The organism is Streptomyces shaanxiensis, assembly GCF_039537145.1.
Classification (GTDB): domain Bacteria; phylum Actinomycetota; class Actinomycetes; order Streptomycetales; family Streptomycetaceae; genus Streptomyces; species Streptomyces shaanxiensis.
Window position 1 is genome coordinate 114,010 of record NZ_BAAAZY010000015.1, and the last position, 7,247, is coordinate 121,256.

At 70.3% G+C, this 7,247-nt stretch carries 4 protein-coding genes and 1 pseudogene; 4 read left to right on the forward strand and 1 reads right to left on the reverse strand.

The window, feature by feature from the left end; genetic code table 11:
* Positions 1-336 precede the first annotated feature (336 nt).
* The 4 genes from ABD932_RS29865 (at position 337) to ABD932_RS29880 (ending at position 6,202) form a co-directional block, all read left to right on the forward strand.
* Positions 337-1,257, forward strand: a complete 921-nt coding sequence (locus ABD932_RS29865) for an ABC transporter permease (protein ID WP_345017276.1) — start codon at positions 337-339, stop codon at positions 1,255-1,257.
* 1 nt (position 1,258) lies between these two features.
* Positions 1,259-2,092, forward strand: a complete 834-nt coding sequence (locus ABD932_RS29870; protein ID WP_345017289.1) for an ABC transporter ATP-binding protein — start codon at positions 1,259-1,261, stop codon at positions 2,090-2,092.
* Positions 2,093-2,210: 118 nt separating this feature from the next.
* Positions 2,211-4,511: a CDP-glycerol glycerophosphotransferase family protein gene (locus tag ABD932_RS29875; RefSeq protein WP_345017291.1), complete on the forward strand. Its 2,301-nt coding sequence runs from the start codon at positions 2,211-2,213 to the stop codon at positions 4,509-4,511.
* Positions 4,508-6,202 carry a glycosyltransferase family 2 protein gene (locus ABD932_RS29880; protein WP_345017278.1) on the forward strand — a complete coding sequence of 565 codons (1,695 nt, stop codon included), beginning with the start codon at positions 4,508-4,510 and terminating at the stop codon, positions 6,200-6,202. The genes ABD932_RS29875 and ABD932_RS29880 overlap by 4 nt, the downstream gene beginning before the upstream one ends.
* Before the next feature lie 545 nt (positions 6,203-6,747).
* On the opposite strand, the pseudogene ABD932_RS29885 reads toward ABD932_RS29880, so the two are convergent.
* Positions 6,748-7,247 (reverse strand): annotated as a pseudogene (locus ABD932_RS29885) (hypothetical protein); the annotation flags it as partial.

Genomic DNA, 7,247 nt, shown 5'->3' on the forward strand with positions numbered 1-7,247 from the left:
CAATGCGTCGGAACGCCACCGTCCCGTCGTTACGTCGCTCACGTCACGACGAAACGGTTGCGTTCCGACGCCCATTCGACCTACGCTCACGTTGCGACGATACGGTCCCGTCCCGACGTAAGAAAACGTGAAGAGAAGCGTAAGGAACCGCCGAGCCACGCCCGGGCCAATGCCATGACCGACCGACCGGCACCAGCCCAGCCAGCGGCCCCAGCCCGGAACCGGAACCGGAACCAGCACTGGCACCGGCACCGGCACCGGCACCGGCACCGGCACCGGCACCCCAACGCCTCACCCCACCCCCTCCTCCCCCCCCCCCGAACGAAAGCAGCGGATGTGACCCAGGCCCTCCACACACCGCCCAGCACCACCCAGGCCCCACCCGAAGCCGACCTCGCGGCCCTGGCCGCCCGGCACGGCCTCTCGGTCAGCGGTGCCCGCCCCTCGCTGCCCGCGTACGTCCGCCAGCTGTGGGCGCGCCGCCACTTCATCAGCGCGTTCGCCACCGCCAAGCTCACCGCGCAGTACAGCCAGGCGAAGCTGGGCCAGGTGTGGCAGGTGATGAACCCGCTGCTGAACGCGGCGGTCTACTACTTCATCTTCGGCATGCTGCTGGGCACCAGCCACGGCGTGCAGGACTACATCCCGTTCCTGGTGACGGGTGTGTTCGTCTGGACGTTCACGCAGAGCTCGATCATGGCGGGCACCCGCGCGATCTCGGGGAACCTCGGCCTCGTCCGCGCCCTGCACTTCCCGCGGGCCGCGCTGCCCATCTCCTTCGCCCTGCAGCAGCTCCAGCAGCTGCTGTTCTCGATGGCCGCCCTGGTCGTCATCCTGCTCTGCTTCGGCATTCCGGTCGCCGCGTCCTGGGTGCTGGTGATCCCGGCGCTGTTCCTCCAGTTCACCTTCAACGCGGGCGTCGCGATGGTCATGGCGCGCATGGGCGCGAAGACGCCGGACATCGCCCAGCTGATGCCGTTCGTGCTGCGCACGTGGATGTACGCGTCCGGCGTGATGTTCAGCATCACCCACGTCACGAGCGGCCACAAAGGCCTGCCGTCCTGGGTGCCCGAGCTCCTTCAGGCCAACCCCGCCGCCGTCTACATCGACCTGATGCGCTTCGCGCTGATCGACAGCTTCCACGCGACCCAGCTCCCGCCGCACGTGTGGGCCATCGCGACGGGCTGGGCCCTGCTGGCCGGCGTCGGCGGCTTCATCTACTTCTGGAAGGCTGAGGAGACGTACGGCCGTGGCTGACATCGCAAAGACCACCCAAGGGCAGATCCCCACCGTCATCGCCGACGGTGTCGACATCGTCTACCGCGTCAACGGCACGGGCGCCGGCCGCGGCTCCGCCACCGCCGCCCTCAACCGCATCGTGCGTCGCAGGCAGACCGAGAAGGCGGCGGGCGTACGCAAGGTGCACGCGGTCAAGAAGGTCTCCTTCGTGGCGTACAGGGGCGAGGCGATCGGCCTCATCGGCACCAACGGCTCCGGCAAGTCGACCCTGCTCAAGGCGGTCGCGGGCCTGCTCCCGGTGGAGAACGGCCGTATCTACACCGACGGCCAGCCCTCCCTCCTCGGCGTCAACGCGGCCCTGATGAACGACCTCACCGGCGAGCGCAACGTCTTCCTCGGCGGCCTCGCGATGGGCATGTCCCGCGAACAGGTCAAGGACCGCTACCAGGAGATCGTCGACTTCTCCGGCATCAACGAGAAGGGCGACTTCATCACCCTCCCCATGCGCACGTACTCCTCCGGCATGGCGGCCCGTCTGCGCTTCTCCATCGCCGCCGCGAAGGACCACGACGTCCTGCTGATCGACGAGGCGCTGGCGACGGGTGACCGCTCCTTCCAGAAGCGTTCCGAGGCCCGGATCCGCGAGCTGCGCAAGCACGCGGGCACGGTGTTCCTGGTCAGCCACAACAACAAGTCGATCCGCGACACCTGCGACCGCGTGCTGTGGCTGGAGCGCGGCGAGCTGCGCATGGACGGGCCGACGGACGAGGTCCTGAAGGAGTACGAGGCGTTCACGGGCGACAAGGCGGCCAAGCCGAAACCGAAGCCCGCGCCCGCCCCCGTTCCCTCGTGAGGCGCAACTACGGACCACCCTTTCGTCCCATTAGTGACACTATGGCCGTTGTGGCCGGACAGGGTGCGCCCGGCGCGATGGAGCAGGTGAAGGAGTCCCCGCGATGGCCGTCCCCGCGATGCCCGAACTCACCGTCATCGTCCACGGGCCCAACACCCAGGACCGCCTGACCGGACTCCTCGCCTCCCTGGCCGCGCACCCGCACCCCGACGTCGAGGTGATCGTGGCCGCGGTCGGCGCCTGGGCGCAGGAGACGGCGCGGGCGTACGCCCCCGAGATGCTGGTGCTGCCCCTGCCGGACGGCACGGACGACGCCGCGGCCCGGTCGGCGGGCGCCGCCCGGGCCTCCGGCCGCTGGCTGCACTTCGTGCACACCAAGGACGGCCTGCCCGCCGGCGCCCCGCGCATGGTGGCCGAGCGCGCCGCGGAGCTGCCCGACGACGCGGACGTCCTCCTCTTCGACCACGTCCGCTCCACCTGGGACACCTCCGGCCTCCCCTCCGAGGACGGCCCCCTCCTGGCCCGCGCGGGCCGCGCCGCCCACCTCCTCGACGACATCGCCCGCACCGCACTCCGCGTCACCCCGCTCCTGGGCAACCGCGCGCTGCGCACCCCCTTCTGGCAGGCGCACGAGCACCGACTCACCACCCCCGACGAGCCGTTCGCGGCCTACGCCGCCCTCCTCCTCGCCGACCGCGTCGCCGCCCTGAACCAAGTGGCGTACGAACACCACGAGTTGCGCCCCGAGAGCCTCCCTCCGGTCACCCCCGAGGACCACTACACCCTCGTAGACCGCTACGAGACGCTCCTCACCCTCACCGAGAACAGCACCACGACGCCCCGCCCCACAGCCACCCCATCACCCCACCCCACGACCGGCCCCGCACGCCTCTCCGGATCCGGATCCGGCCCCGCACGCCCCTCCGCAACCCACTCCGTCCTGTACGACGTGATGGTCCACGACTGCCTGCGCACCTTCGCCCGCACGACCATGCCGGACCCGGTGGCCAGGGAGTTCTTCCGCCGAGCCGCCGAAGCGGCCGTCCGCCACCGCCCGCCCGGGCACCGCCGCCCCGCCGGCCCCGAGGGCATCCGCCGGGCTCTCCTCGAAGAGAACGCGTACACCAGATACCGCGCTTTCCAGGCCGCCAACCGAGCCCGCCGCGCCGCGAAGTCGGCCGTACGAACCCGCAGGCACCAGGTCACCGCCGCCCTCGGCGACCACCACTACCGCAAGTCCCTGTCCCGCCCGGTCGACCCCAACGTGGCCGTCTTCGCGGCGTACTGGAACCGCGGGGTCGCCTGCAACCCGGCGGCGATCGCGGCCAAGCTCACCGAACTCGCCCCGCAGATCCATCCGGTGTGGGTGGTGACCCGGGAGAACGCCCCCCTCCTCCCACCTCACACGGACCATGTGCTCCCGGGCACGCGCCGCTACCGGGAGGTGCTGGCGACGGCGAAGTACCTGGTCAACAACGTCAACTTCCCCAACCCGATCGTGAAACGCCCGGACGCGGTCCACCTCCAGACCCACCACGGCACCCCGCTCAAGCGCATGGGCGTGGACCAGATGGAGTTCCCGGCGGCGGCCAAGGGCCTCGACTTCCAGGCCCTGCTGTCCCGTATCGACAAGTGGGACTACAGCGTCTCCGCGAACAGCCACTCCACCCGCATGTGGGAACGCGCGTACCCCTCCCGCTTCGTCTCCCTCGACTACGGCTACCCCCGCAACGACGTCTACTACACGGCCACCGCGGCAGACATCCGCGCGGTCCGCGACCGCCTGGGCATCCCCCCGACCCACCGCGCCATCCTCTACGCCCCCACGCACCGCGACTACGAGGCCGGCTGGACCCCCCGCCTCGACCTCGTCACCCTCGCGGACCGATTGGGCAAGGACACGGTCCTCCTGGTCCGCGGCCACTATTTCTACGACGGCACACCGTCCCCCCTGAACTCCCCTCTGACCGCCCTGCGCCGCACGGGCCGGATCATCGACGTGTCCGCGTACGACCCGGTCGAGGACCTGGCCCTGGCCGCGGACGCCCTGGTCACGGACTACTCGTCCATCATGTTCGACTACGCCAACCTCGACCGCCCGATCGTCATCCACGCCGACGACTGGGAGACCTACCGCTCCACCCGCGGCGTCTACTTCGACCTGATGTCCGAGCCCCCGGGCCAGGTGGCCCGCACCCAACAGGAACTGACCGAGATCCTCACCACCGAGGCCTGGCACGACGAGGCCGCGACGAAGGCACGGGCGGCCTTCCGCCGCCGCTTCTGCGAGTACGACGACGGACGCGCCGCCGAACGGGTCGTACGCCGAGTGTTCCTGGGCGAGAACGAGGACGCCCTGCCGCCGGTGACCCCGCTGGAGGAACGCACCCCGGCACCGAGCCCCCGGGAGACGGCGTGAACCCCGAACTCACGACCCCGGACACCCCGGACACCCCGGACGTCACGGTCACGGTCATCGTCCACAACGACGCGGAACGCCTCCCCCGAGCAGTGGAATCGGTACGCCGCCAGACCCACGCCACCATCGAGATCGTGATCAGCGACGACCACTCGACGGACGGAACTCCCGAAGTGGCGCGGGCGTTGGCGTCCGAGGATCCTCGTATCCGCTATCTCCGCCTGCCGCGGAACAGCGGCGGTTGCAGTGCCCCGCGCAACCGCGCCCTGGAGATCGCCCGAGCTCCGTACGTGATGTTCCTGGACAGCGATGACGAACTCACCGACAACGCGGTGGAGCTGCTCCTGTCGGCCCACCGTGAGCGGGAGATCGACTTCGCGATGGGCGCGGTGGTGCGGGTCCGGGAGGACAACGGCCGCCGTACGAAGTGGATGCCGCACCTGGTCGCGGAGGGCCGCACGGTGGTCGGCATCGAGTCCGAACCCCGGCTGCTCTTCGAGCACCTGTCGACGAGCAAGATGTACGCCCGCGCCTTCCTGGACCGCCACGACCTGCGCTTCCCCGAGGGCATCCACTACGAGGACCAGCTGTTCACGGCGCAGGCGTACTGCCTGGCCAAGGAGTTCACGATCATCCCGGACGCGGTGTACCGCTGGCACATCGCACCTTTCGCCGCCACGGACGCGGCATCGATCTCCAACCAGCGCGACAGACTCGACAACGTCCGCGACCGCGTCCGGGTCCAGCACCTCATCGACGGCTTCCTCGCCGAGAGCGGGCACGGGGCGCTGCGCGAGGACAAGGACTACAAGTTCCTCAAGCACGACTTCCGGATGTACGCCGGGGACCTGCCGTACCGCGACGAGCAGTGGCTGAACACCTTCGCGGACATCATGGTCCCCTACCTGGAAACCCTCTCCCCGCAGGCCTACGCCCGACTGCCGCGCACGGAACGAGTGGTCCTGCAACTGATCCGTGAACGCCGCTTCCCCGAGGCCCGACTGGCGGCAAGGGGCCTGGGCCGCGCTGTGGCACCCAGACACGTGAGCCAGGACGCGGAGGGCAACACGTACTGGGGTGCCGTCCTCCCTCCATCGGACTGGTCCCGCCGCGAACTGAACGTGGCCGACCTGGAGTTGGACACCCGACCGTTCCGAAGCGCCCAGTTCCGCCACGAGATCACGGAACTCACCCGAGGCCCCGGCGCCTCGGTCGACCTGACGATCCGGACCTACGACCCCGGCCTGCGCCTCCCCGTGGGCCCCCAGCGCGCAAGCCTCCTCCTCACCCCCGGCCGACGCCGCCTCATCACCCCCTTCCGCCTGACCCCCGTCCGCCCCGGCGTCTTCGAAGGCCACGTCCACCTGGACCTGACCACGGCCCCCGTCCCCCACCACGGCTTCACAGGCGTCCGCCACCCCCTCCTCCGCATCGAACACCAGGGCCTCCGCCACACGGCCGTACTCCTGGCCCCCCTGACCTTCCCCACCCTCACCACCCGCATCAACTACCACTCCGCCACGGCCCCCCACCACGTAACCATCGAACCCGAGGGCCGAGGCCCCGGCCGCCTCCAGGTGCGGTGGGAGCCGGTGGGCGTGACGGCGAGGCTGGTACGCCCGGTGGTACGACGGGTGGCGCGGCCGAGGGTACGGAAGGCAGCGCGGCTGGTACGGAGCGTGCTGCGATAGACCGGTAGAACAAGCAGACCTTTGACCTGCAGCCCGTGCTCCGGCTACTCCTCGACGCCGGCCCAGGCAATGTCAGCCGGTCCGGCGTTCGAGGACAGAACCGCACCATCCCGAACCCCCACCCACCCGCAGGGGGCGACATTTAGGCAAGGGCCACTTCTCAACGCCGGACCAGGCAAAGTCAGCCCGTCCGGCGTTCGAGGCCAGAGCCACACCGTCCCGAACCCCCACCCACCCGCAGGGGGCGACATTTAGGCAAGGGCCACTTCTCGACGCCGACCCAGGCAAAGTCAGCCCGTCCGGCGTTCGAGGCCAGAGCCACACCGTCCCGAACCCCCACCCACCCGCAGGGGGCGACATTTAGGCAAGGGCCGCTTCTCGACGCCGACCCAGGCAAGGTCAGCCCGTCCGGCGTTTGAGGACGAGGCCCTTTAAGGGCCGAAGCGGGGGTCTGGGGGCGGCAGCCCCCAGAAAGGGGGCCGGGGTCGAAGGGGCGGAGCCCCTGGAGGACGGGACGGGTAGGGGCGGCGGGGGCGAAAAACCCCTCACCGCACCACCTCATACAGCACCTGCCCACCCGGCCCCCAAGTCACCACCCGCACCCCCGAATCCCGCACCCCACCAACCCCCCGATCCACAACCCACCGCACCCGGTACGCCTCCACAATCCCCCGCCGCACACCCCCCGACGTCCCCACCGCGAAGTACCGCCGCACATCCGCCTCCCGCCGCCCCTCATCCGGCAGGAAGAAGTCGGGATACCCAGGCGCCACGGTGTAAGCCCCGTACGCCGGAATCTGCCGAGCCGGCATGGTCCGTGCCATGACCACGTCCCCGTACTCAACCCACGGCGTGACCCACTGATACCCCACCCACGGCGCCCGGTACTTCCCCGCAACCACCTCCGGCAGCACGCCACGCGGAACGACGTACCCGACCGCCCCGACCTGCGTCCACGCCCCCACGGCCAACGCCCCGGCAAGCACCCCCGCCCCCACCCCACGCCACCGCAAGACCCCAGCCCTCACCCCCACACCCACACCCA

What these genes read in the sequence shown, in the direction of transcription:
- ABD932_RS29875 (WP_345017291.1), top strand. Translation starts at nt 2,211, where the DNA reads ATGCCCGAACTCACCGTCATCGTCCACGGGCCCAACACCCAGGACCGC.